The 22,490-nt window shown below is 69.0% G+C and carries 16 protein-coding genes and 1 pseudogene; 8 read left to right on the top strand and 9 right to left on the bottom strand.

Annotated features, from left to right (window positions below):
* Nucleotides 1-23: 23 nt before the first annotated feature.
* Entirely contained in the window at nt 24-2,297 is a 2,274-nt protein-coding gene (locus tag DYE23_RS27785; protein ID WP_115328677.1) for a hypothetical protein, read from the bottom strand.
* Between the two features lie 157 nt (nt 2,298-2,454).
* On the opposite strand from DYE23_RS27785, the gene DYE23_RS27780 reads away from it, so the two are divergent.
* Both DYE23_RS27780 and DYE23_RS27775 read left to right on the top strand, forming a co-directional pair.
* Nucleotides 2,455-3,174, top strand: coding sequence for a TetR/AcrR family transcriptional regulator (locus DYE23_RS27780; RefSeq protein WP_115328676.1), 720 nt, complete (start codon nt 2,455-2,457; stop codon nt 3,172-3,174).
* Nucleotides 3,171-4,145: an aldo/keto reductase gene (locus DYE23_RS27775; RefSeq protein WP_011891844.1), complete on the top strand. Its 975-nt coding sequence runs from the start codon at nt 3,171-3,173 to the stop codon at nt 4,143-4,145. The genes DYE23_RS27780 and DYE23_RS27775 overlap by 4 nt, the downstream gene beginning before the upstream one ends.
* Here DYE23_RS27775 and DYE23_RS27770 read toward each other — a convergent pair.
* The gene (locus DYE23_RS27770) at nt 4,114-4,908 is read right to left on the bottom strand and encodes an SDR family oxidoreductase (protein ID WP_011891845.1); all 795 of its coding nucleotides are present in this window, start codon (nt 4,906-4,908) and stop codon (nt 4,114-4,116) included. The genes DYE23_RS27775 and DYE23_RS27770 overlap by 32 nt on opposite strands.
* A gap of 114 nt (nt 4,909-5,022) precedes the next feature.
* On the opposite strand from DYE23_RS27770, the gene DYE23_RS27765 reads away from it, so the two are divergent.
* Together DYE23_RS27765 and DYE23_RS27760 are read left to right on the top strand one after the other, a co-directional pair.
* Entirely contained in the window at nt 5,023-5,604 is a 582-nt protein-coding gene (locus DYE23_RS27765; RefSeq protein ID WP_099962151.1) for a TetR/AcrR family transcriptional regulator, read from the top strand.
* 11 nt (nt 5,605-5,615) lie between these two features.
* Nucleotides 5,616-5,747: pseudogene (locus tag DYE23_RS27760) on the top strand (WS/DGAT domain-containing protein); the annotation flags it as partial.
* Between the two features lie 3 nt (nt 5,748-5,750).
* On the opposite strand, the gene DYE23_RS27755 reads toward DYE23_RS27760, so the two are convergent.
* Complete coding sequence (locus DYE23_RS27755) at nt 5,751-7,346, bottom strand: HNH endonuclease signature motif containing protein (protein ID WP_115329130.1); 1,596 nt, start codon at nt 7,344-7,346, stop codon at nt 5,751-5,753.
* Between the two features lie 188 nt (nt 7,347-7,534).
* On the opposite strand from DYE23_RS27755, the gene DYE23_RS27750 reads away from it, so the two are divergent.
* Nucleotides 7,535-8,920, top strand: a complete 1,386-nt coding sequence (locus tag DYE23_RS27750; protein ID WP_115328675.1) for an oxygenase MpaB family protein — start codon at nt 7,535-7,537, stop codon at nt 8,918-8,920.
* A 5-nt stretch (nt 8,921-8,925) separates the two neighbouring features.
* Here the strand turns inward: DYE23_RS27750 and surE are convergent, their stop codons facing one another.
* The gene (surE, locus tag DYE23_RS27745; protein WP_099962797.1) at nt 8,926-9,696 is read right to left on the bottom strand and encodes a 5'/3'-nucleotidase SurE; all 771 of its coding nucleotides are present in this window, start codon (nt 9,694-9,696) and stop codon (nt 8,926-8,928) included.
* Nucleotides 9,697-9,698: 2 nt separating this feature from the next.
* Nucleotides 9,699-10,640, bottom strand: a complete 942-nt coding sequence (locus DYE23_RS27740) for a 1-phosphofructokinase family hexose kinase (RefSeq protein WP_011891851.1) — start codon at nt 10,638-10,640, stop codon at nt 9,699-9,701.
* A gap of 59 nt (nt 10,641-10,699) precedes the next feature.
* On the opposite strand from DYE23_RS27740, the gene DYE23_RS27735 reads away from it, so the two are divergent.
* A complete protein-coding gene (locus DYE23_RS27735) occupies nt 10,700-11,896 on the top strand; it encodes a lycopene cyclase family protein (protein ID WP_235660509.1) in 1,197 nt (398 codons plus the stop codon).
* Nucleotides 11,893-14,475 carry an excinuclease ABC subunit UvrA gene (locus DYE23_RS27730; RefSeq protein WP_235660508.1) on the top strand — a complete coding sequence of 861 codons (2,583 nt, stop codon included), beginning with the start codon at nt 11,893-11,895 and terminating at the stop codon, nt 14,473-14,475. The genes DYE23_RS27735 and DYE23_RS27730 overlap by 4 nt, the downstream gene beginning before the upstream one ends.
* Here the strand turns inward: DYE23_RS27730 and DYE23_RS27725 are convergent.
* The 3 genes from DYE23_RS27725 to DYE23_RS27715 all read right to left on the bottom strand — a co-directional run bounded on the left by DYE23_RS27725 (nt 14,387) and on the right by DYE23_RS27715 (nt 18,409).
* Nucleotides 14,387-15,286 carry a serine hydrolase family protein gene (locus DYE23_RS27725; protein ID WP_235660507.1) on the bottom strand — a complete coding sequence of 300 codons (900 nt, stop codon included), beginning with the start codon at nt 15,284-15,286 and terminating at the stop codon, nt 14,387-14,389. The genes DYE23_RS27730 and DYE23_RS27725 overlap by 89 nt on opposite strands.
* A gap of 80 nt (nt 15,287-15,366) precedes the next feature.
* The gene (locus DYE23_RS27720) at nt 15,367-16,743 is read right to left on the bottom strand and encodes an MFS transporter (protein WP_115328672.1); all 1,377 of its coding nucleotides are present in this window, start codon (nt 16,741-16,743) and stop codon (nt 15,367-15,369) included.
* Between the two features lie 79 nt (nt 16,744-16,822).
* Nucleotides 16,823-18,409 (bottom strand): threonine/serine exporter family protein, encoded by a 1,587-nt coding sequence (locus tag DYE23_RS27715; protein ID WP_115328671.1) that lies wholly within the window; start codon nt 18,407-18,409, stop codon nt 16,823-16,825.
* A gap of 123 nt (nt 18,410-18,532) precedes the next feature.
* Here DYE23_RS27715 and DYE23_RS27710 point away from each other — a divergent pair, with 123 nt between their 5' ends.
* Nucleotides 18,533-19,783 carry an NAD(P)/FAD-dependent oxidoreductase gene (locus DYE23_RS27710; protein WP_115328670.1) on the top strand — a complete coding sequence of 417 codons (1,251 nt, stop codon included), beginning with the start codon at nt 18,533-18,535 and terminating at the stop codon, nt 19,781-19,783.
* On the opposite strand, the gene DYE23_RS27705 is transcribed toward DYE23_RS27710, so the two are convergent.
* Nucleotides 19,734-22,490: a cation-translocating P-type ATPase gene (locus DYE23_RS27705; protein ID WP_115328669.1), complete on the bottom strand. Its 2,757-nt coding sequence runs from the start codon at nt 22,488-22,490 to the stop codon at nt 19,734-19,736. The genes DYE23_RS27710 and DYE23_RS27705 overlap by 50 nt on opposite strands.

The raw sequence follows: 22,490 nt of genomic DNA, 5'->3' as shown, positions 1-22,490 counted from the left end.
CACCACTGTAGTGGCCGGGTGAGTCACAACGGAGCGACCACGGGATAGATGTGGGTGTAGGCGCCACCGCCGGCCCAGATCGTCTGCGTCTCGGCGAAGAGCCGGAATTGCTGGACGCGGTCGGTGTTGTTCCACGAGAACACCAGTCGACTGACCCCGTCGATCACGGCGTTGCCGCGGAAGTCGGCGAGCACGTCGGTGCCGTTGACGAGATCGGTCACGGCCACACCGGCCCAGATGTGGTGGTTGCCGGTGCTCGGCAGCGTCAGCGCCGGCGCGAGTCCGGTGGGTGTGGCCACCGGACTGAGCGTGCCGTCGAGTTGTTGCTTGTAGATCTCCCACTGCACGCCGGTGATCGTGAAATACGCCGGCGCCTGGTTGACGAGGCTGAGCCGCAGCATCGGCGTCGGCGGTGGTGGCGGGGTGACGAGATCCCAGGTGATGGGTTCAGACGCATAGTCCTTGGCCACCACGACCGACGGGAGCACAGCACCGGAGGGAAAGGTGAACGTGAAGGGCTGACCTGTGGAGCCCACGATCGCCGCACCGATCTTGACCTGGCCGGCCACCGTGTTGCCAGTGTCGGCGTCGCCGGCCGAGACCGTCACGACCGACGGTTTGGTTCGGGTGGCCGCTGGGGGGAGGTGCCGGACGGTCAGGCGGCCGAGCTCGGTCAGTTCTGAGTTGCCTTCTTCGGAGATCTTGGTGCACATTGCCTGTCGGGCCGTGATGGCCGCTTCGAGGGGTAGCCCGGGCATCGGCACGAACATCTTCTCGTCAGTCGCGTCGAAACTGGCGGCGAGCGCGTTTCGGACAAAGAGGTGGACCCGGGACCCGACGAGGAGGTCGGCCAGGTTCACGCCGCCGTGCGGAATGCGGACCGGACCGACCACTCTGGGCTCCGGCAACGCATGGAACTCCTGTACTTCGGTAGCGGGTGACTCGCCGGCAGCGTTGCAGCCCGACTGCACGATCTTGATGAACTCACCGGCACGGAGCGTGCGGTACAACGGAATCGCCGCAGTGGTCGCGCTGGCGAACATCGGCGTGCTCAGGACCGGTGCGTCGGCCTGGTCCGAAACGACGACGACGACGGCGCCCGGGGTCAGTGAATGGGCGGCGACGAGCCGAGCGCATTCGGTGGGCGAGGTCAGTCCCGGCTGTTCGACGATGCCGGGCAGTGGTTCGACGGGGTGTTCGGCTGTGCCACTTCCGCTGTCGCAATTCTGTTGGCTAACCGTGATATACAGTCTGCCCGGGTTGGCGACCAGCTGAGGGTGCTGGGCCCAGTCGGGAGGTAGCTGCAGATTGCAGACGGGTGCCCAGGCTCTGGCCTGACCGAGCTGCGCCGACGCGGAGCCGCCGGTACTGTTCTTGGTCATCCCGACGATCGTCACGGTGGCGCCCGGACGCAGATTGCCCACTTGGACGACGGCGGCGTTCGGGCAGATCGGCCCCTGGATGGTGGGGGTCGGAAGGGTCGCGGTCGGGTTCACCCCGACCTGGGGACCGAACCCACTGGCATTGCCGCAGTTTTCGAGCGCCTGCTGCGCGGAGAGTTCTTCGCCCTGGCGGACGGGTCGAAGGAGGTTGGCCCACACGGTGTTCCCGACGAATGGATATCCACCGAGATCGTCGCCGTCGTGGCGAACGGACAGGCTCGCCCCGTCGAGCAGTCCCGAGACCAGGACTGCCATGTCGCACTCGAACGGAGGCTGCAGGGTGGGTGCCATGACGTCGTGCTTCGGCCCGTCTGCGATGGGCAGCGACGGTGTCTGTGGGCCGCGCACCATGGTGCCGTCCGGCATCGCGACCTCTTGGGCGGCGTGCAGGACGTCGCCGGCGCTGGGTGTCGACGGGAAGTGGACACGGACCGAGACCTGAGGTCCCCGGGCAACGGCTTCGCCGACCCGGTGTCCTGCGTGGATCACCTCGACTGTGGCCCCGGCGATGCAGCCGCCGACAATCACCCAGTCGACGCAGGGATGCACTTTCGACAGGAAGGCCACGGCTGGAAGTCCTGTCGTCGGACTCGGTCCTGCGCCGACGGTTTCGGGCAGAGCAGTGGAACTGCTTGTCTGCCCGTTCTTGGCTTGGGTCGCCGTGATTTTCTGGCCGGCACCCAGAGTGGCGCCGCCGAGGTCCACTTCAGTCGCCAATCCGCTGGCGACAGTGGGAAGTCCGATGGGTGCGCCGTTACTGAACACCTGGACGGTGGCGCCGTCGACGGCGCCGAGGACGGTCACAGTGGTCGCGAGGGTGTTGATCGGGCCCTGCACGACGGGAGGGAGAAGCATGGCGTGTCCTTGAGGTGTGTGCGAAACAGAACATCTCCACACAACCGCCGGAGCGACGCCGCGTCACGAGTAGCCGACTACGCGTCGGTGGGCCGCCGCGTTACGTAGCTGTACCGCAGATAGCCTTAGGAGTCCCTTCCATGTATCGTCGATATACATGGACTCGGGACGCCGCCGCCTCATCGATGCCGGGCTCGCGTTGCTCACCGAGCAGGCCGACCGGGAACCGAGCACCCGTGAGCTCTACGAAGCCGCGGGTGTTGCGGCTCCGACGCTGTATCACCACTTCGGCACCAAGGAAGGACTTCTCGAAGCCGTTGTCACCGAGGCGTTCTCCGACTACCTGGAGCGCAAGCGGGCAGTGCCCGACAGCGGCGACCCGGTGGCCGATTTCGCCGCCGGCTGGGACATGCACATCGAGTTCGGTGTGCAGAACCCTGTTCTGTACCGGCTGATGTTCGGCCAGGCGGAGGAGCGTCGCTCCTCGGCGCGGGACATCGCCGAGACCGAGTTGCGTCGCCGGCTGCAACTCCTCGCCGATGAGGGCCTACTGCGGATCGACGTCGACGACGCCGTCTCGGTGACGACGGGCATGGCATTCGGGTGTGTCACCCAGCTGATCCACAGCGGCGGCGACGCCACCAGTGCCGTCGCGCAGGCCATACGGCATGCACTGATCACTGAACTGACCGGAAGTCCCGTGCGCCACGACGACCCGGCCCAGGCGGCACGGCAAGTTCTCGCCGGCCTCGGCACGATGCCGGCGCTGTTCACTCCAGCCGAGGAGGGACTGCTGCGTCAATGGCTGCGCACCGTCGCCGAGCACCTCGACACGCCTGCCGCCCCTCGCCGGACCCGAAAGAAAGGAAACCGATGACGACGGCAATCCAGACCACACTCACCCTGGGTGGCGAACTCCCGGTGCCCCGGATGGGCTACGGCGCCATGCAACTGGCCGGCCCCGGCGTCCTCGGGCTTCCCGACGACGTCGACAACGCGGTCGACGTCCTGCGCCGAGCCGTCGACCACGGCGTCCGGTTCTTCGACACCGCCAACGCCTACGGGCCCCGCACGGTCAACCAGATCATCGGACGGGCGCTGGGCACGCCGGCCGACGACCTCGTGATCGGCAACAAGGTCGGCGCTGTCCGCGGTCCTGCCGGTGAGTGGCTGCAGGACAGCCGGCCGGAGATCCTGCGCACCCAGGTGGAGGAAGCGCTGCTCGACATGCGCGCCGACGCCAGTGCCCTGACGTACCTCCGCCTGGCCGGAGACATCCGCGGAGTGGGGGAGGGGCCCGGTGAGGTCCCGTTGGAAGAATCACTGGGCGCACTCGTCGAACTGCGCGACCAGGGCAAGATCCGCCACATCGGGCTCTCTGGTGCCTCGCCCGCGGCACTCGAACGCGCACAACAGATCACAACGATCGCCGCGGTCCAGAACCGCTTCAACCTGATCGACCGCAGCGGTGTCGAAGTGTTGGCGGCCTGTGAGCGCGACGGCATCGCGTTCGTCCCGTACTTCCCGCTGGCCACCGGTGGACTCGGCGATGACGACGAGCTGCGCCGTCCCGGCGAGCGCCTGGGCGTCCCGATGTCGACGATCGCCCTCGCGTGGCTGCTCCGGCGGTCCCCGGTCATCGTCCCGATACCGGGGACGAAATCCGTTGCACACCTGCGGGACAACCTCTCGGCGGCCCAGGTCGCCGATCAGCTGACCGAGGATGAGGTGCACGCGCTCACCGCTGTCGAGGACGAGCAGTCCGCGACGCTGTCGACGATGCCGTCGAGGATGACCGACGCCTTCGCCCGCGTGGTCAGCCCGCCTGGATCTGGCCGCCGTCGATGACGAGGTTGGTCGCGGTGATCCAGGCGGCCCTGTCGGAGACGAGGAAGGCGATCGCCTCGGCGATGTCGGACGCTTCGCCCTTGCGGCCCAGCGGGATCGGTGTGCCACCCGCCGCCGGTGCGTCGGCGCCTCCACTGTCGACGATCGCCTGCCGAATGGCGTCAGCACCAGGTGACGTCACGTTTCCGGGGGTCACAGTGTTCACCCGCACGCCACGCGGCCCGGCCTCTGCTGCCAGACCCGTTGTGTAGGTGGCCAGGGCCGCCTTGGCGGTGGCGTAGTGCAGCATCGGCGCGGGCGGGCTCAGGATCACCGTCGAGGACACGTTGACGATCGAGCCGGCGCCGCGGGTGTACATCGCGGGCAGCAGTGCAGCGTTCAGCCTCACGGCGGCAAGGAAGTTGATGTCGAGGTCCTTGCGCCAGTCGGCGTCTGTGATGCCGAGAACGCCGCCCAGGCTCAGGGTGGTGGCGCCGGCGTTGTTGACGACGATGTCGATGTCACCCAGGATCTGCTGAGCGCGTCGGGCGAGATGCTCGACCCCGTCGACGGTGGCGACGTCGGCGACCACGTATTCCACCCCGTCGGGCAGCGGGCCCGGCGTCGAGCGACCCGACGTGACCACGCGCGCGCCGCCGCGGACGAACCGGGCGACCGTGGCCGCGCCGATGCCCTTGCTGCCTCCGGTGATGATGGCGGTCTTTCCCGCAAGGTCCTGGATGGGTGTGGCGTCGACGCTCGGGGCCACAATCGTTGAACTCATGAGCTTCTCCTCTGGAAGTAGATGCAGGGAGGCCTGTTATGTACTGTTTAGTACAGAACAAGAGGATCGGCAACATTGTGTACTGAAGTGTCACTAACGGGTACGCTCGACGTCATGGCACGCCCCCGGACCTTCGACGAAGACGAGGTCATCGAAGCCGGCCGCGATCTGTTCTGGTCCCAGGGATACGCGGCGACGAGTATCGACGACCTCAGCGCCGCTACGGGTTTGGGTCGCGGCAGCCTCTACAAGGCGTTCGGCGATAAGCACAGCATGTTTCTGCGCGGGCTCGAGCAGTACTGCACCGAGGCGATCGCCGGCATCCGCGCCGAGCTGCGCGAGCAGGATCTCTCGGCCTATGACCGTTTGGTCGCACATGTCCGGGGCAGAGCAGCGGATGTGGTGTCCGACGACGATCTGCGCGGCTGCCTTTTGGCCAAGAGTGCCGCCGAACTGTCGTCGACCGATCCGGAGGTGGCCAGGCACGTCAAGCGCACCCTGGACGCTTGGCTTCGGGAATTGACCGCTACGATCAGCGCCGCGCAGGCCGACGGCGACATCCCGTCCAGCACCGACGCCAAGGCGTTGGCCGCCCTGATTCTGGCGGTACTGCGGGGAATGGAGGCGCTCCGCAAAGGCGGCGCGTCGGCGGCGACGGTCAAGGCGACGGCCGAGCAGCTCGTCGCGATGCTGTAGATCCGTGGCGCACCCTGCAGAGCTATGCGGACACCATGAACCTCGGGTTCGTCGGCTGCCGTGACCGCCTGCCGCATCTGCAGCGACTTGCGGTGTACACCGGCGATGCGCTCGCCGAACTCGAAGCCGCATCCCAGATCTGAGGTTCAGAACGGTGGGGGTTCATCGGGATCGGCGCGATCCTGCGGTGGCGGATGCCAGTCGGGTGGTAGGGATTCAGGTTCGAACGGGTCGTTGACGAAGCGGCCGAACGGACTCCGGCTGGGCGCGTTGTGGGCGAACTCTCCTTTGAAGAGGAGATAGCGTCCACGGAAACCGTTGCGCCAGCGTCGGTTCCGGACCTCATCCCGGGCCTGTTGATTACGGTACCTGTTGTATGTGCTCGCGTCGCGGTGGCGGTGCAGACGCTGCCGGGCAGCGGCTACCCGCCGCCGCTCGGCGCTGTTACGGGCGCGACCCAACCCGGGGAACAGTCCCACTCCCGCAGGGACGGTGCGGTATTCGTGCCCGGTCGGCGCCGTCCAGATGATGGTGCCGTCGACCAGCTGTTGATCACGCCAGCCGGTGTCGAAAGTCTTGTGGCGGTGGTGTTCCCGGCAGTAGCAGGCCAGATTCCACGGCACCGTCCACCCCCCGGCGGCGGGATCCTCGTGGTCGAACGGGGTGGTGTGGTCGATGTCGCAGCGCGTCGCGGGGACGGTGCATCCGGGGAACCGGCACGTCAGATCGCGGGCACGGATGAAGCGCGCCAGCGCATCCGACGGTCGGTAGGTCAGGGCCTGACGCTCTTCGAACCGGGGCGCCTCGACCAGCCGGCGGGTGGCGTCGCGGGCCAGCTCACGAACCAGCTCGGCGTCGATGACGCCATACCCCAGCAGATAGCCCGCAGCATTGCCGAGCCCGGTCACCGTCTCGGCCGAGGCGATCACGTTCAGCACCACCTGCCGGCCCATCGGCAGCGACTGCTGGGGCGGGGCCGCGGGAGTTGCAGCCACGGGAGTTGCAGCCACGGCGTCCGGGCAGTCGTTGCGGCCGCACATGCATCCGAACGGTTCTCCGAGAGTCAGTGCCTTGAACGCATCGGCGCGACGCTGGACGAGGCTTCGCGGATCGCAGGCACACACTTTCTTGGCGATCGCAGTCAGTCTGGTATCGAGCGCTGCCCCGGCCTCGGCCGACATGGTCCCGCGCACCACCGCCATACCGTCCGCTCCGGCGGCCACCGACACCCGTCGCTGATCGTAGGCGCGGGTGCGGCGCTGCTTGACCGCGTCGGCGTCCACTTCCTTGACCAGGGCATCCACCGCGTCACGAAGTTGCTTGCGGGAGAAACACGCCCACCCCCGCACGCGCTCGAGAAGCGCCGCTTCCAACTGCGGCATGACGTCCTCGTGCACCAGATCGGTGCGGTCGAGCACCATCGCCACGGTGTCGTAGTCGACCTCGCCCGCGGCCAACAGCGCCCCCAAACCGGGCAAGCGGGTGTGCAGCGCGTCGGCCTGACGCACCAGCTCGCGTGCTTTCGGCGAGGGAAGTGCCAGCGCCGCCCCCACCTCGACCGCGGTGCGATCGAACGCCGTGATCACCGAGCGCACATGCAGTGCGGCGTCCAGTTCCTCGGCCGTCCGTCGGTCCAGAAGTTCGGCGATGCCAGCCAGCGACGCGGCCATCGCCGCCGCGATCTGACGATACGAGCCCTGCACCCCCGACAGGACCCGCAAATCAGACCAACCTTCGAACACGTGTTCGATCTTACACCACCCGGACGACACTTCGGGCACCTATTTCCTGCCATCGTTCGCGGCAACCTCGTCGAGCGCCGCCCGCAACCCGGCGATCTTCGTCTGCAGATCTCCACCCGACAAATTTCGATGCCCACATCCGTGAATGACGATTCACATAATGGTCGTCGTGCGATACCTTCGGGACCATGACGGTGACCGGTGAGCGCCCCGAGATCCTCCTCGAGGACGTCGATTTCAATCGGCGGGACCATCCCGACCGGCCGCTGCGGCCCATCCCGCCGGGCCGCGACCACTTCGCCCCGCAATGGCGGCACATGCGGGAGGTCATGTTCGGTGAGTGGATCGACATCGACAAAGAAGTCGAGCCCAGCGAGCTGACCCGTCTTCGCGACGATTACTTCTGGCAGCGCGACGAACTGATGATCGGCGTCGTCGACGCGTTCGAGCGCATCGGCCACGAGACGGGCCGCGCGCTGTTCGAACAGGCGCTGACCCGGGGCATCGACACCCTCGACGATCCGCCCCAGGAATTCGTCGACCTGTTCGCGCATCTGGACGGGTTGGCCGGCGAGTTCGATCTCGTCGGCGCCGAACGCGGACGGATGCTGGCCATGTCGAGCACGATGGCCGCCACCACGATCATCCGCGGCTGGGCGCTGTACGAGACCGCGATGACCGGTGACATCTCCGCTGCCACGGGCGCCACCGGACGGTTCGCCGACGACGGTCCGCGCCGCAACATCGAAACCGCCCGGGTTTTCGCCGAATTCACGCTGCCCGATATCTTCGACCGGCAGTCGGAGGCCTTCCAGGATGTGGTGCGAGTGCGGTTGATGCACTCGTTGGCCAGCCGCGGCCTGAGGCGCAAATGGGGCGACGCCCTCTATCTGAAGTTCGGCGAGCCCATTCCGGTGACGTCGCTGCTCGGGTTCGGCAGCGGCATGCTGCTCGGACGTCTCGTCGACCACGCCTTCGGCCGCAAGCTGACGGGGCAGCAGCTCGAAGATCTCGCGGAATACTCGTCGTACTCCGGCCAGCTGTGGGGGGCGCCGCAGCAGCTGCGCTCGCCCGACGGTGTCGAGCTGATCAAGTCGCTGAACTACGTCCTTGCCAGAGGCGGCAATCCGTCGCCGTGGCGGGCCGAACTCGTCGATGCCATCGCCAGCCGGGAGCATCTCGAGGTGCTGACCGATGCCCTTCCGGACTGGGTGCGAAGCGTGGTGTCCCGCTACGCCGACCAGATCACCGCGACCATCGCGATGGCGTCGGCCGGTGTCGTGTTCGGCTACGAGCAGATCGACGCCATGGTGGCAGACACCCGTTTCGCGAAGGGCTTCAACTTCGAGCGCCGGGTACGGCATTTCGCTCGATTCACCAAGCTCAACGTCCGCCTCGCCATCGTCGCCGACCGGCTGCCGTTCTCGAATCCGATCCGCGAGCGCAGGAAGAAGACCGGCGCCGCCGCGCGCGAGCGGATCGCGATGCTGAACAAGGTCGCCGCCGGCCGGCAGATCCCCCTGACCTACACCCACCACGACCGGTCGACGTCGGGCGAGGGCTTCACCGGCTGATCTGGCTAGAAGCGTCCCTCCAGCCAGCGGTGCACGAGGTCTCCGTCGTCGGCTTCAACCGACCGCAGTTCCGTGAGTGTCGGATGCCCGGCGTCGAGCAGCGCGCTGTCGGTGTCCGCGTCCGGTTTGTCGGGCACCTCGACCTCGGTCAGGCGCACGCCGCCGTCGCGGACCTCTTCGACCTTCGTCTGCACCGCCCCGCCCGGCGCCAGCCGCGCGGGCCGGATCGGACCCACCTCGTCGGCGGGGCGGTCGGGCACGTTGAGTGACAGCACGGTCCCGTCCGGCGCCTCGAGCAACAGGTCGAGCACCGGCGCGATGAGGCCGGCGGCCGTCTCCCAGTACCGCTCGCCGGTGGGATGCAACGCGACGTTCAACGAGACCGCCAGCGCACGGGTGTCACTGATCTTGGCGGTGAGCGCGGCGCCGACGGTCCCGGAATGCAGGATCGCCCGACCGACGTTGGCGCCGTGGTTGATTCCCGAAAGCACCAGGTCGGGCCGCGGATCGAACCATCCGTTGAGCGCCGCGGCGACGATGTGTCCCGGCTGGGCCTGCACGGCCCATGCCTCGACGTCGAGCTCCGGCAGCTCTCGTCGCTCGACGACGGTGCGGCCGTCCTGTCGGACCGCGCTCAGCGCCGCGCTGGCGCCGCTGGCCTGTTCAGCGGGCGCGGCGACGATGACGTCCAGACCGGCCTTGATCGCCGCGCCTGCCAACACGTGCAGGCCCACGGAGTCGATGCCGTCGTCGTTGGTGATCAGTGCGAGGGGCACGGTCACTTCTTCCACTCTTTGAGTTCGACCCGCTCAGCGAGCGTCTCGACGGCCCGGGCGCCGCCGGTGCCCAGCCCGTGCCGCACCACGTTGAGCGCACCGCACGCCGCGCCGATCTGCAACGCCTCCCGCAGCGACCGGCCCAGCGCCAGGGCGGAGACCATGCCCGCGGTCATCGAGTCCCCGGCGCCGGCGGGATCGGCCGGCTCCAGGGTCGGCATACAGACCTCCAGGACGTCGCCGTCGTCGAGCAGAGCCAGTGCCGGCGCGGAACCGGACCGCGACACCACGATCGTTCCCGCGCCGTCGTCGCGCATGGAGTGCATCGCCTTGACGAGGTCGGCGGCATCCTCGGATTTCGCGCGACCGTCGTCGAGAAGCTCCTCGTGGCTGACCTTGATCAGGTCCGGCTTGCCTTCGAGCACCGCCTTGAGGCGCTCACCCGACAGGTCGGCGGCCACCTTGCAGCCGTTGGCGCTCAGGTCGGTCGACAGCCGCCGGTAGAGGTCCGCGGGGATGACGTCATCCTCCTGCGGTCCGGACAGCAGGACCCGACCGTGGGTGAGACCTTCGGTCAGGGTGAGCTCGTAGAGGGAGTCGAGTTCGTGACGGTCCAGCGGGCTTCCGTCGGCCTCGGCGATGATCTCGCGGCTGCCCGAGCGGCGGTCGTGCACGTAGGAACCGTTGCGTGCGCTGACCGGGACGGTCTGCACGGTCACCCCGTCGGCCGGCAGCAGATGGCCGAGCACGTCGCCGGTCTCGCCGCCGAGCGCCGAGCACAGCACGACCGGCACGCCGAGCGACGACACCATCCGGGACTGCCAGACTCCCTGGCCGCCGGCGTGCACATGGATGTCGGCCTCCCCGGAACGATCCTCGACCGTGACGGTGAGAACGGGCAGGGGGGCGAAGATGACGATCGGACTGGGTTTCTTGTCAGCCATGGGGCGAGGGATACCCACCCGGATGCCGATCCACCCGCACAGCAGGCACGATGGACGCGATGGACGTTCTGGTGGTGGGTGCCGGACCCGCGGGGTTGGCGGTGGCGGGCGCCTGCGCGCGTCGGGGACTCGCCACCGCTGTCCTCGACCCGGGTCCGGACCGGCCATGGACGGCGACATACGGGATGTGGAGCCGCGAGCTACCCGACGATCTACCGGCCGCCGTCGTCGCGGCGCGGGCCGCAGGGCGGGCGATCGCGCGGACGGAGCATCGACTGGGCTGGGAGTACGCCGTGCTCGACGTGCCGGCGCTGCAGTCCCATCTCACGGCACAGGCCGACGGTGTGCGGTTCCACACCGGGCGGGCGGTCGGCTCGCCGCAGCGTGGTGTCGTCACCCTCACCGACGGCTCCGAACTGCGCGCGGACGTGGTGATCGACGCCGGTGGACGGTGGCGGCCACTGGCCTACAGCAGGGCTGAAGTGCCGGCCGAGCAGACGGCCTTCGGTCTGGTGCTCGACGCCGAGACCGCCGCGCCGCTGGTGTCCGCCGGCGACGCCCTGTTCATGGACTGGCGCCCCGACCACGGCGAAACCGGTTGGCCCACATTTCTTTACGTCATTCCGCTGGGTGGCGGTCAGGTCCTGGTCGAGGAGACGTCGCTGGCACGCCGGCCGGGCCTGCCGCTGTCGACCCTTCGCCGGCGGCTGCACGCCCGGCTCGCCCACCACGGCATCCGAGCGCCGGAAACCGCTCGTAGCGAACGGGTTTCGTTCCCGGTGGACCAGCCGCGACACGACGGGGTTGCCACAGTCGGCTTCGGCGCGGCCGCGCCGCTGATCCACCCGGCGAGCGGGTTCAGCGTGGCCGGCTCCCTTCGGCTCGCCCCGCGGGTCGCCGACGCGATCGCCGCACACCTGCCGGCCGGGCCGGAGGAGGCGCTCGCCGCGGCCCGTGACGTGGTGTGGTCGCGCTCGGCTCAGGTGGTCCACCGCATCCGGCGCATCGGTCTCGAAGCCCTGTTGCGGATGCCGCCCGACCAGATCCCCGGGTTCTTCGACGTGTTCTTCGGCCTGCCCGAACACCACCGTTGGACCTACCTGACCGCCCGCGACGACGTCCGCGGCACACTCGCCGCGATGGGCCGACTGTTCGGTGAATCCGACAACCGACTGCGCTGGCATCTCGTCATCCCCGCGCTGCGGCGCCGGTTGCCGAGCAATGACCAAGGGCCACAACGAGCGGAGACGCTGTGACCGGGGAACCCGACCCCTACATCCGTGTCTTCGCCTCCCGCGTGCACAACCTCAAGACCGTCGACGTCGCCGCCCCCAGGGACTCCTTCGTCGCGTTCACCGGAGTGTCCGGATCCGGCAAGTCCTCGTTGGCTTTCGGCACCATCTACGCCGAGGCCCAGCGTCGCTACTTCGAGTCGGTCGCCCCGTACGCGCGCCGGCTGCTGCTGCCCCAAGACGCACCGAAGGTCGACGACATCACCGGCCTTCCCCCCGCGGTTGCGCTGCAGCAGCGCCGCGGCACCGCGACGTCGCGCTCGACCGTCGGCACCGTCACCACGCTGTCGAACCTGGTGCGCATGCTGTTCTCCCGGGCCGGGACCTATCCGCCCGGCGCCACCGAGCGGCTGGACTCCGACGCATTCTCGCCGAACACCACGATCGGCGCGTGCCCGCAGTGCCACGGCCTCGGCCGCATCCACGAGGTGACCGAACAGACGCTCGTGCCCGACCCGTCGCTGAGCATCCGCGACGGCGCGGTCGCGGCGTGGCCGGGCGCGTGGCAGGGCCAGAACCTACGCGACATCCTCATCACCCTCGGCTACGACATCGACAAGCCGTGGCGCAAACTCACCAAGCGGCAACGGGATTGGATCCTGTTCACCGAGGACCAGCCGACCGTCGAGATCGACCCGAGCCGGCACCCGGTCACCGCCGACTACTACTACAACGGCACCTTCTCCAGCGCCGAACGCCATGTCCGCCACACGCTGGCCAACTCGCAGAGCGCCGCGATGCGGCGTCGGGTGCTGCAGTACGTGCACAGCACCGACTGCCCGGTGTGCGGGGGCTCCGGACTGCGGGCCGAGGCCCTGGCGGTGACGTTCGCCGGCCGCACCATCGCCGAATTGGTGGCGCTGCCGCTGACGACGCTGGCCGAGGTGCTGGAGCCGGCGGCGACCCGGACGGAGTTCGCGGCGGCCTACGAGTCGACCGAATCCGGCGAGTTCACCGAAGTCGCGACGATGATCGCCGCCGACCTGGTGGCGCGCATCGGGGTCCTCGTCGATCTCGGACTGGGGTACCTCAGCCTGCACCGCCGCACACCGACCGTGTCGCCCGGGGAACTGCAGCGGCTGCGGCTGGCCACGCAGTTGCGTGCCGGGTTGTTCGGTGTGCTCTACGTCCTCGACGAACCGTCGGCGGGTCTGCATCCGGCCGACGCCGAGCCGCTGCTGGAGGTGCTGGATCGTCTTCGGCGCGCGGGTAATTCGCTGTTCGTGGTCGAGCACGACATGGACGTGGTGCGCCGCGCCGACTGGGTCGTCGACGTCGGTCCCGGAGCCGGCGAGCTGGGCGGTGACGTGCTCTACAGCGGGCCTGTGGCGGGTCTGGCGAACGTCGACGCGTCGGTCACCCGCAGGTTCCTGTTCGCCGAGGAGGCCCGCCCCGCTCGAGCGCCCCGCACACCGGCGTCGGTGATGCGGTTGCGCGGCATCACCTTTCACAACCTCGTCGGCGTCGACGTCGACATCCCGCTCGGTTCCTTCGTCGCCGTGACCGGGGTATCGGGGTCCGGCAAGTCGACACTGGTGTGCAAGGTGCTCGGCGACGTGATGGCCAGGCAACTGGGCCGGTCACCGGAGCCTGCCGAGGACGCCGCCGACGGCGATGCCGAACTGCTCGACATCGACGTGGATTCCAGTGTCGGTGTGGCCGTCGAGGGTGCCGAGATCATCGACCGCCTCGTCACCGTCGACCAGCGACCGATCGGACGCACTCCGCGGTCGAACCTCGCGACCTACACCGGGCTCTTCGACGCGGTCCGCAAGGCGTTCGCCGACACCCCCGAGGCGCGGCGTCGAGGATGGAGCGCGGGCCGCTTCTCGTTCAACGTCGCCGAGGGCCGCTGCGCGACGTGTCAGGGTGAGGGCTTCGTCGCCGTCGAGCTGCTGTTCCTGCCGGGCACCTACGCCACCTGCCCGGCGTGCGGCGGCGCACGCTACTCCGACGAGACGCTCGAGGTCACCTACCGGGACCGCACCATCGCCGACGTCCTCGCCCAGACCGTCGACGAGGCCGCGGACTTTCTCACCGAACTACCCGGTGCGGCACGGAGTTTGACGACTCTGCGGGAGGTGGGTCTGGGGTATCTGCGGCTGGGCCAGCCGGCGACCGAACTGTCCGGCGGCGAGGCGCAGCGCATCAAACTCGCGACCGAACTGCAGCGCGCGAAACGCGGTCACACCCTCTACGTTCTCGACGAGCCCACCACGGGACTGCACCCGGCCGATGTCCAACTGCTGGAGCGTCAGCTGCACCGCCTCGTCGACGCGGGCAACACGGTGGTGGTGGCCGAGCACGACATGGCGGTGGTGGCGGGCGCCGACCACGTCATCGATCTGGGACCCGGTGGAGGGGACGACGGCGGCACCGTCGTGGCGGCCGGCACGCCGAGCGTGGTGGCCGCGCACGCGAGCAGCCGCACCGCCCCCTACCTCGCGGCACAACTCAGATGGAGCCGCCGGGGAACATCGTCTCGACCGCCCGCGTCATGTTCTGGCGCGCCGCAGCCTCACCCGACGGGTCCAGTGAGCTGAGGGCGACCACGTAGCGGCGGTCCGCGCCCACCACGCCGGTCGACACGTGCAGCTGGTTGCCGCCGTTCCAGCAGCAGAACCAACCCTGTTTGACGGCAACGGGTTCGCCGCGCAGACCGTCGGGGATGCCGAACCTCTGCGGGTAGCCGTCGGTGCCCGTCGGGGTGGAGCGCGCGAGGTTGCCGACGATGAACTCGGTCTGCTCGGGCGGCAGCCCCCCGGCACCGTCGAGCAGCATGTCGTAGTAGCGAACCAGGTCACCCGAAGTGCTCAGCGTGACGTCCCAGCGCCCGTTGGACGGCGCGGTGGTGCCGCCCAGACCGTAGCGTGACACGGTGCGCGCGATCACGGCGTTCCCACCGCTGCGATCCCAGAACGTCTGCGCCGCACTGTCATCGGAGGAGCGCAGCATCACCCCGAGTGAGTCGCGGTCGGCGGCGGAAAGCTCCATCTCGCCCCGCGATTCCCGCAACAGCACATCGTCGGCGATGAACAACTTGACCACCGACGCGATCGGGAACGGCCTGCCGGCACCGACGGAGACGAAGCCCCCGGTGTCGCGGTCGAGGACGGCGGCGGTGAGTTCGGCGCCGGACTCGGCGGCCTGCGCGGCGGCCTGCTTGACCCGGGCGTCGAGGCCGTCGAACGTCAGAGCCGGATGCGCCGGGGGAGCCTCGGGCACCTGGGTCACCGGCGCCTGCGGCGGGATCTGCGAGTCCGGGGGCATCCCCGAGACCTGCGCGGTGCATCCGCTGAGCAGCAGTGCCGCACAGGCCGCTGCCATCGTCGCGATCGCCATCCGTCTGCTCATCACACTCTTTCTCGGGGGAACCAACTCCGGTTACCCCAAACTAACCCGCCCAATCGTGACGTCGCACGTCACAAAGGGTGTCAGGCAGAGGACTTCTCGTACTCGACCGGTGCCGGTGCCTCGTCGGTTCCCGGGGTGGCCGTGCCGTTGAGGGGGCATCGGGTGGTTTCCGGGATACGCATCAGGGCCAGCGCGCCGATGACACAGGCGCCCATCATGTAGTAGGCCGGAACGAGATTGTCACCCGTGGCGCCCACCAGCCAGTCGTTCACCGCGGGTGCGGTACCGCCGAAGATCGACGTGGACACGTTGTAGGCGATCGCGAAGCCCGCGTAGCGCACCTGGGTGGGGAACATGGCCGGGAAGGTCGCCGAGATGGTGGCCAACTGGGGGACGTACAGCAGGCCCAGGATCGCGAAGCCGACCACGGCGCCGGCGAGGTTGGTCCCCATCAGCAGGAAGGCCGGGATTCCCGCCACGAACAGGCCGATGAGCGAGAACCACCACAGCGGCTTACGTCCGACGCGGTCCGACAACAGGCCCGCGAACGGCACGAACACCATCATCGCCAGCATGCCGATGATGGGGACCATCAGCGACTGGTCGGCCGACAGCCCGATCGAATTCTCAAGGTAGGTCGGCATATAGGTGAGCAGCGTGTAGTTCACCACGTTGAGGGCGACGACCAATCCGCCCATCTGCAGGATCGGCCGCCAGTAGCGGACAACGAGGTCGCGGAACTGCATCGAGGTGCTCTCCTCGGTGCGGCCCTCCTGCTCCAGCTCGCGGTAGACCGGCGTGTCCTCCAGCCGCGAACGCAGATAGACACCGATCAGGCCCAGCGGCGCGGCGACCAGGAACGGCAGCCGCCAACCCCAGGCCTGCATGTCCTCGTCACTGAGTACCAGCGAGCAGCCCAGCATCAGCAGCGCACCGCAGGAGAAGCCTGCCAGTGTGCCGAACTCCAGGAAGCTGCCGAGCAGCCCGCGACGTCGGCTGGGGGAGTACTCGGCCATGAACGTCGCCGCGCCGCCGTACTCACCGCCGGTCGAGAAGCCCTGGATCATGCGCAACAACACCAGCAGGAACGGAGCCCACATCCCGATCGCCGCGTACGTCGGCACGAGTCCGACGCAGAACGTCGCCCCGGCCATCAACAGGATCGTCATCGCGAGCACCCGCTTGCGCCCGAGCCGATCACCGAGCGGTCCCCACACGAAGCCGCCGAGCGGCCGGACCAGGAACGACACCGCGAAGGTCATCAGCGCGAGGAGCGTGGCGTTGGCCGCATCACCGGGGAAGATGGCCGCCGAGATGTAGGTGACCCCGTACGCGTAGATGCCGTAGTCGAACCACTCCGTGGCGTTTCCGATGGCCGACGCGGCGATCGCCTTCTTCAGTACCGCCGGTGGCTGTTCCTTCTCGATCGTCGGTGACCGAGCGTCTCGGGAATCCACTGCGTCCTCTCGTCGCGGCTGCAATTGTGCCGGGGAGGGCATTGACGCCCGGCGCGCCGCCTAAACCAAGATCATTGCGTCATGTCGCGTCGGGCGCGTCCTCGGTCCCTGGCGTATCTGCGTGCGATCCCTCGAGAGCCGGCTCGGCCGGGAGCGGTTCCAGCGCCACGCTCCAGGACCGTTGGTAGGGCGACGCAGGCGTGGCGTCCTGATCCTCGGCCGGTCCCAGGCGGACCACTCTGCCCACCGCGCGGCGGAGGCCCGGCGGACCCTGAACCTGCAGGAACTGACCGATACGGCCGGCGCGGTAGCGCAGCGGTGAGCCCAGAAGCTCGCCCATCACCACCCCGGCGCCGATCGCGAGCGCGGTCGCCGCGGCGACCATCGCCTGCGTCATTCCGGCGGCGAAGTCCTTTTCGACCGCGAAGTAGAAGACCGCGCGGAACACCGCCATGCCGGGCAGCATCGGGGTGATGCCCGCGGTCGCCGTCACCAGTGCCGGCGCCTGCCTGCGGATGGAGATCAGGGTGGCCAGGAACCCCACCCCGACCGCGGCGCAACCGGTGGCGATCACCGAGCCCAGGCCGCCCGACCACAGCGCGATCAGCACCAACTCGGCGAGGCCCGCCGCGAGACCGGCGGTGGCAACGGCCCGTAACCGCGCGTAACTGGCGATGGTCAGGCAGGCGCCGGCCACCGTGGCACCGAACACCGCCCACGCGATCGACGCCGGCTGATTCGGCAGGACCATGATCTCGGTGGCGTCGACCTGCAACTGGATGGTGATGCCTGCCAGCGAGGCCACCTGCAGACCGGCGAGGATTCCGACGACGATCCCCGCGGTCAGGAACAGCACCTCGCCGAGCCGGGCCGCAGCGGTGATCATGTACCCGGTCAGTGCGTCCTGCACCGAGCCCACCAACGTCATCCCCGACAGCAGCATCACGATGCCGGTCGCCACCAGCGCGGTGGGGCCCAGACCGGCCAGTCGGTAGGCCGCGACCGCGACCAGCGTCGCGATCAGCGCGCCGGCGACCTGCTGGAAGAACAGCGGAGTGCCGGCCCGGTTGAGTCGGCGCCCGGTCTGGTCGATGACCGCGGAGGTGGCCGCGGCGAGAAGGCACACCAGCCAGTTGCCGCCCAGCAGGATCGCGATTCCCAGCGCGAAACCCGCCCAGCCGGCGGTCGCGACCCAGCGCGGGTAGGGGTGCGGCCGTTCGGACAGCTCATCCATGGCGTCGTGGGCCTGGTCGACCGAGACACCGCCGGAGGTGATGCGGCGGACCAGCTCGTCGAGCGCGGCCAGTCGCGAGTAGTCGGTGGAACGGGCCCGCACCGACCGCACGATGGTCACCGCGGGACTCTCGGTGGTCGGCGGCGCCGACACGAAGACCGTGGTGACGAATACGTCGACGACGCAGTCGTTGAGCCGGTACGCCTGGGCGACGTCCTGGGCGGTGGCAACGACGTCCGCGGCACCGGAACCGGCGGACAGCATCACCTCGGCAAGTCGCACCGTCAGATCGAGGACCTTGCGGGTGTGGCGTTCGTCCGAGGTGTTCTGGGGGCGTCTACTGCGTTGGCCGGCGCCGGTCGCGGGGTCGCGTCGCCCACGCATCGCGATGCGCAGACCGCGCCGGAACCGGGGAGTGCTGTCGGGTTCCATCGGGGGCCACGATACTGACGCCCGCCGGAAGGGAACCGGCGTCCGCGGTTGTCGGGAGGGCACCATCGGCGACGGCAGCATTGTGCCGTCGGAACAGGGCGGCCACCCACCCGCGGCCACACCATGGAGTCCATGAGTGAACGGAGCGGCGGTCGAGCGCAGCGGGTGGTGGTCGTCGGGGCGGGCATGGTCGGACTGAGCACGGCGTGGTACCTGCAGGAGCATGGCGTGGAGGTCACCGTGGTCGACTCCGACGGGGTGGCGGCGGGATCGAGCTGGGGCAACGCGGGCTGGCTGACGCCCAGCATCGCGACGCCGCTACCGGAGCCGGCGGTCCTGAGGTACGGGGTGCGCGCGCTGTTGAGCCCGTCATCCCCGGTGTATGTGCCGCCGACCGCCGATCCCCGGCTGATCGGCTTCCTGCTGCGGTTCGCCCGCAACTCGACCGCCTCGCGCTGGCAGAAGGCCATGAAGGCGCTGATCCCGCTGAACCGGGACGCGCTGGCCGCGTTCGACCGGATGGAGGTGCAGTCGAGCGAACAATCCAGTCCGGCAGAGCCTTTCATCGCCGCGTACCGAACGGCAGCCGACCGCGAGGTGCTTCTGGAGGAGTTCGCGCAGATCCGCGCGGCCGGGCAGTCGGTGAACTTCGAGGTGCTCGACGGCGCGACCGCACGCGCCCAGGAACCCGCGCTGTCCCCGGAGGTCGACGCGGCCATCGCGATTCACGACGAGCGGTTCGTGAACCCGTCCGCCTACGTCGACGCCCTCGCCGCGCAGGTGCTCGCCCGTGGCGGCCGCATCGAGGCCGGTGTCGACGTCGACTCGGTCTCGGACACCGGTGACGGCGTCCGGGTCGCCGGACAGCGGTACGACGCGGCCGTCGTCGCCACCGGCGCGCGGCTCAACAAACTCCTCGCACCGTTCGGCGTCCGGCGAACGGTACAGGCAGGACGCGGCTACAGCTTCACCGTCAAGGTGGACCACCTGCCGCGCGGCCCGGTGTACTTCCCGACCCAGCGCGTCGCGTGCACACCCGTCGGCGACCGGCTGCGGATCGCCGGGATGATGGAGTTCCGCGCCGTCGACGCGCCCCTGGACCCCCGCCGCATCGAGGTGCTCAAGAACGCCGCCGGCGAGCTGTTGACCGGTGCCCACCTCGACACCCGCGAGGACGAGTGGGTGGGCGCACGTCCGTGCACGGCCGACGGCCTGCCGTTGATCGGCCGCACCCGGAGTTCCCGGGTCTTTGCGGCGGGCGGTCACGGCATGTGGGGTATCACGCTGGGACCCGTGACGGGCAGGCTGCTGGCCGAGCAGATCGTCACCGGCCGGACGCCGGACGCGCTTCGCGCGGTCGATCCGCTCCGCTGACCCGGCGCCGGCGCCGTCGCCGCGCGGTCCGGACCACGGCTTTGCCGATCTCGTCGACAACCAGCACCGAAGATCCGACGGCGATCGCGAAAAGCCATTGCGCCGAGGTCAATTCGGTGGTGTCGAACAGGTTCTGCAGCACGTCGAGCTGCACCACCAGAACCTGCAGGACGATGACGGCGGCCAGCGACACCCAGATGGCGCCGTTGGTGAACGTCTGGCGGGAGAACGCCGAGCCGGTGTCGCTGCGCACGTTGAGCAGGTTGAAGACCTGATAGAACACGAACGTGGTGAACGCCAGCGTGGTCGCGAACAACGGGTCGCCCGCGCTCTCGGGGAACAGGTCGTCGGCCAGCATCAGCACCGTCACGGTGCCGAGCGTCATCACCATGCCCAGCACCAGGATGCGCTGCAGCCGTGCACGATTGAGCAGTCTCTCGGTGGGAGGCCGCGGCTTCTGGTGCATCACATCGGGTTCGGTGGGGTCGACGCCCAGCGCGAGGGCCGGCGGACCGTCCATGATGATGTTGACCCACAGGATCTGCAGCGCGGTGAACGGCGCACCGCCGGCCAGCCCCAGCGATCCGCACACCAGGAAGATCAACACGAAGCCCCACGCGGTGGTCAGCTGGAACTTCACGAACTTGATGATGTTGGCGTAGATCCCGCGACCCTCACGCACCGCCGCGACGATGGTGCCGAAGTTGTCGTCGGTCAGGATCATGTTGGCCGCGCCCTTGGACACGTCGGTGCCGGTGATGCCCATCGCGATGCCGATGTCGGCCTGCTTGAGCGCCGGAGCGTCGTTGACCCCGTCCCCGGTCATCGCCACCACGTGCCCGCGGGACTGCAATGCCTTGACGAGCCGGATCTTGTGCTCGGGCGCGACCCGCGCGAGAACCCCGAACGACGGAGACTGCTCGCGCAGGGTGTCGTCGTCGAGGCGATCGAGGTCGGCACCCGACGCGGCCGCGCCGGGGATGCCGAGATCGTGGGCGACGGCGGCGGCGGTGCTGAGATGGTCGCCGGTGATCATGTGGACGGTGATGCCCGCGGCGTGCGCCGTCGCGATGGCCTCACCCGCCTCGGGCCGGGGCGGGTCGACGATGCCGACGACCGCGTAGACGGTCAGGTCGTCGACCAGCGTCTGCAGGCCATCGGGATCGGCAGGCAGATCGTGGTCGATGTCGCGACCGGCGATCATCAACGTCCGTAATCCTTCCGAGGCGAGCTGCTCGACGCGTTCGCGGATGCGTTGCCGATAGCCGGGGTCGATCGGGCGCGGACCGTCCTCGCCGAGCACCGAACCGGCGTGCTCCAGCAGTACGCCCGGTGCGCCCTTGACGAAGCAGCGGTGGCCACCGCTGCCATCGAGGTCGCTGCGCGCGCAGAAGGTGGCCATGTACTTGTACTCCGAGTCGAACGGCACCTCGGCGAGGCGGGGGATCGCCGCGCGGGCGCCGGTGACGTCGACACCGCCCTTCTCGGCGAGCACCACCAGCGCGCCCTCCGTGGGGTCACCGACCAGCGCCCCGTCGCGCACCGACGCGTCGCTGCACAGCGCCATCGCCAGCAGAGGGGCGGTCAGGTCCGGCAGTGGCCGGCCGTCGGAGACCAGGATCTTGCCGTCGGTCGAGTAGCCCTCACCGCTGACCCGGAATTCGCGGCCCGGCAGCAGCAGGCGGCGCACCGTCATCTCGTTGAGCGTCAGGGTGCCGGTCTTGTCGGTCGCGATGTCGGCTGTGCTGCCCAGCGTCTCGACCGCGGAGAGCTGCTTGATGATCGCGCCGCGCCGCGCCAGCCGGGATGCGCCCATCGCGAGGGTGAACGCGACGACGGCGGTCAGACCCTCCGGAATGGTGGCCACCGCGAGTGACACCGCGGTGAGCAGCAATTCGGTCCAGGTGTCGCCGCGGAGCAGACCGAGCACCGTCACCACGATCACGACCAGCAGTGCGACCACGGTCAGCATCTGCGCGAGATTGTCGATGCGCTGCTGCAGGGGTGTCCTGCTGACCCCGGCTGTCCCGAGCATCGTCGCGATCGCCCCGACCTCGGTGTCCATTCCCGTGGCCGTCACCACCATGGTCGCGCGGCCGCGGGTCACCTCGGTGTTCATGTAGAGCATGTTGGTGCGGTCGCCCAGGGGCAGGTCGGTGTCGTCGAGCCCGTCGACCGCCTTGTCCACGGGCGCCGACTCTCCGGTCAGCGCGGACTCGGCGACCTGCAGCCGCGCCGCCGACACGATCCTGCCGTCGGCGGGCACCGCGTCCCCGGCTTCGAGCAGCACGACGTCACCCGGGATGAGTTCGGTTCGGGGCAGCCGATGTTCGCCACCGTCGCGGCGCACGCGGGAGTAGGAGATCGACATGTCGCGCAGGGCCTGCAGGCTGTTCTCGGCGCGCGCCTCCTGCACGTAGTTCAGCACGGTGTTCAGCGTGACGACGAGCATGATGACCACCGGGGTCTCCCACTCCCGCGACACCACGGCGCTCACCGCCGCCGCGACGAGCAGCACCAGAGTCATCTTGTCGGCCAGCAGGCGAAGGACCTTCCGCCACACGGGTACGGCGGCGGCTTCGGTGAGCTGGTTGGGTCCGTGCCGATGCCGGCGTTCCTCGGCCGCCTCGGAGGTCAGTCCGGCCGTGACGTCGGTGTCCAGGGCGTCGGTGACCTCGCGCACCGATCGGGCATGCCAGTCGGACAA

The sequence above is a fragment of the Mycolicibacterium gilvum genome, assembly GCF_900454025.1.
GTDB classification, from domain to species: Bacteria; Actinomycetota; Actinomycetes; order Mycobacteriales; family Mycobacteriaceae; genus Mycobacterium; species Mycobacterium gilvum.
This window is presented reverse-complemented; position numbering and strand designations above follow the sequence as displayed.

Coding starts and splice junctions, on each gene's coding strand:
- DYE23_RS27785 (WP_115328677.1), bottom strand. CDS start 2,297: ATGCTTCTCCCTCCCGTCGTGCAGGGCCCGATCAACACCCTCGCGACC.
- DYE23_RS27780 (WP_115328676.1), top strand. CDS start 2,455: ATGGACTCGGGACGCCGCCGCCTCATCGATGCCGGGCTCGCGTTGCTC.
- DYE23_RS27775 (WP_011891844.1), top strand. CDS start 3,171: ATGACGACGGCAATCCAGACCACACTCACCCTGGGTGGCGAACTCCCG.
- DYE23_RS27770 (WP_011891845.1), bottom strand. CDS start 4,908: ATGAGTTCAACGATTGTGGCCCCGAGCGTCGACGCCACACCCATCCAG.
- DYE23_RS27765 (WP_099962151.1), top strand. CDS start 5,023: ATGGCACGCCCCCGGACCTTCGACGAAGACGAGGTCATCGAAGCCGGC.
- DYE23_RS27750 (WP_115328675.1), top strand. CDS start 7,535: ATGACGGTGACCGGTGAGCGCCCCGAGATCCTCCTCGAGGACGTCGAT.
- DYE23_RS27740 (WP_011891851.1), bottom strand. CDS start 10,640: ATGGCTGACAAGAAACCCAGTCCGATCGTCATCTTCGCCCCCCTGCCC.
- DYE23_RS27735 (WP_235660509.1), top strand. CDS start 10,700: ATGGACGTTCTGGTGGTGGGTGCCGGACCCGCGGGGTTGGCGGTGGCG.
- DYE23_RS27725 (WP_235660507.1), bottom strand. CDS start 15,286: ATGAGCAGACGGATGGCGATCGCGACGATGGCAGCGGCCTGTGCGGCA.
- DYE23_RS27715 (WP_115328671.1), bottom strand. CDS start 18,409: ATGGAACCCGACAGCACTCCCCGGTTCCGGCGCGGTCTGCGCATCGCG.
- DYE23_RS27710 (WP_115328670.1), top strand. CDS start 18,533: ATGGAGTCCATGAGTGAACGGAGCGGCGGTCGAGCGCAGCGGGTGGTG.